General features: G+C 72.6%; 2 pseudogenes. Both read left to right on the top strand.

What is annotated here, in order from left to right:
* Positions 1–760: pseudogene (locus AOK24_RS50790) on the top strand (beta-galactosidase); the annotation flags it as partial.
* 2 nt (positions 761–762) lie between these two features.
* Positions 763–2,113, top strand: a pseudogene (locus tag AOK24_RS50785) (beta-galactosidase); the annotation flags it as partial.
* Positions 2,114–2,283: the final 170 nt, after the last annotated feature.

The raw sequence follows: 2,283 nt of genomic DNA, 5'->3' as shown, positions 1-2,283 counted from the left end.
CCGCTACCCGAACGCCGGTTGGGAGGAGGAACTCCTCAAGATGAAGGCGGCCGGAGTCACCGCCGTCGCCTCGTACGTCATCTGGATCCACCACCAGCCGACCGAAGCCCCACCCCGCTTCGACGGCGACCTCGACCTCCGCCGCTTCGCCGAACTCTGCGCCCGCCACGGCCTCGACTTCATCCCCCGCATCGGCCCCTGGTCCCACGCGGAGGTACGAGGCGGCGGCCTCCCCGACTGGGTCCTGGCCCGCACCGACGCCCCCCGCACGGACGACCCGGCGTATCTCGCCGCCGTACAGCCCTGGTTCGAGGCGATCGCGGCCCAACTCGACGGCCTGCAAAGGGCGTCGGGCGGCCCGATCGTCGCGGTCCAGATCGAGAACGAGCTGTACGACCAGCCGGGCCACCTGCTCACCCTCAAGCGGATGGCTCAACAGGCGGGCATGGACGCGCCGTTGTGGACGTCCACCGCCTGGGGCGGAGTCCAGCTCCCGGGCGACGAGCTGATGCCGCTGTACGGCGGCTACCCCGAGACGTTCTGGACCGAGGCCGACGGCGGCTGGCCCGACACCTGCCGCAAGCACTTCTTCTTCACGCACCAGCGCGACGACGAAGGCATCGGCGCGGACCTCAGGCCGACCACCGTACGGGGCGTCGACTCGGCCGTGTACGCCGAGCGATTCCCGTGGGCCACCTGCGAGTTGGGCGGAGGGATGGCCGTCGCCTACCACCGCCGCCCGCGCGTCGACGCCGCCGACNNCTACATGTTCCACGGCGGCACCAACCCGGGCCCGGGCCTCGAGGAGTCCCACGCCACCGGCTACCCCAACGACCTGCCCGTCCTGACGTACGACTTCCAGGCGCCGCTGGGGGAGTACGGCCAGTACCGCGACGCTTACGACGAACTCCGGCTCCAGCACCTGCTGTTGGCGGAGTTCGGGAAGCGCCTCGCGCCGATGGAGTCGGTGCTTCCCCTGGAGGTGCCGACAGGGCAGCACGACATGGAGACGCTGCGGTGGGCCGTACGGACCGACGGCGAGTCCGGGTTCCTGTTCGTCAACAACCACCAGCCGCACGGGCAGTTGGCCGAGCATCCCGGCACGACGTTCACCGTCGGCGGGCTCACCTTCCCCAGTGAGCCGTTCACGGTTCCCCAAGGCGCCTATTTCTGCTGGCCGTTCAGGATGGAGTTCGGCGGGCTGCGCGTGGAATGGGCCACCGCGCAGCCCGTGTGCACGGTCCGGGACGGCGACCGCACGGTCCTCGTCCTGGCCGCGACCGAGGGCGTACCGGTCGAAGTCGCGCTCGGCGGGGGCGTCGGGGTGGACGCCCTGCCGGAAGGCGCCGAGGCCGGACCGGCGTTCGACGACGGGAGCGGCGTACTGATCACCGGCATCCGTCCCGGCACCGGCGCCCGGATCGACACCGGCACCGGGACCGACCTCCTCGTCCTCGACGCCGCCACCGCCCGCACCGCCTACAAGGGCTACGCCTGGGGCGCCGAGCGGCTGATCCTCTCCGCCGAGGGCGTCGTCCTCGACCGGCACCGCGCCGAGGTCCGCCTGCACGGCCGCACCCCGCACAGCACGGACACCGTCTCCTTCGCCGTCCTCCCCGCGCCGGAGCGGCTGCCCAAGGCGGAGGGGCTGAGCGAGACGCGGGACGGGGTACTCACGCGGTACACCCTGAGAGCAGCCGAGGCCCCGGCCCCCGTACCGGCCGTAGACCTCGTACGCCCTGCGGGTGACCCGCCCCCACCCGCCACCGGCGTCCTCCGGCGCGCCAGCGCCCCCGCCGACGAGTGGTACGGGCGGTCCGCCGCCGAGTACCGCGTACGCGTCCCCGCGCACGACCGGCCCGGCGTCCTGCGGCTCCACTGGTACGGCGACGTGGCCCGGGCGTACGTGGGGGAGCGGCTCGTCGCCGACCAGTTCTTCTCCGGCAGGCCCTGGGACATCGGCCTGGGGCTGATACCCGAGGGTGAGGAGCTGACGGTACGGGTACTGGCGTCCGACCCGTCCGCGCGGGTGTACCTGCCGGTGGAGCGGGAGGAGGGCGCCGGGATCCGGGGCGCGGAGATCGTCACGGCGCGGGTCTGGACGGTCGGCTGAGCGGCCGGCGCCACCTCCGGGAGACCCGAGGTGTACCCGCGTACCACTCCAGAGCCACTCCCGGCAGACCCGTACGGCCCGTAGTACCTGAGAGCTATGGGCCGTACGCCCTCCACACCCCTGCACCCCCTACAACCCGTACACCCTCTGCAACCCGTAGTGCTCCGGAG

The organism is Streptomyces niveiscabiei, assembly GCF_001419795.1.
Taxonomy (GTDB): domain Bacteria; phylum Actinomycetota; class Actinomycetes; order Streptomycetales; family Streptomycetaceae; genus Streptomyces; species Streptomyces niveiscabiei.
This window is presented reverse-complemented; position numbering and strand designations above follow the sequence as displayed.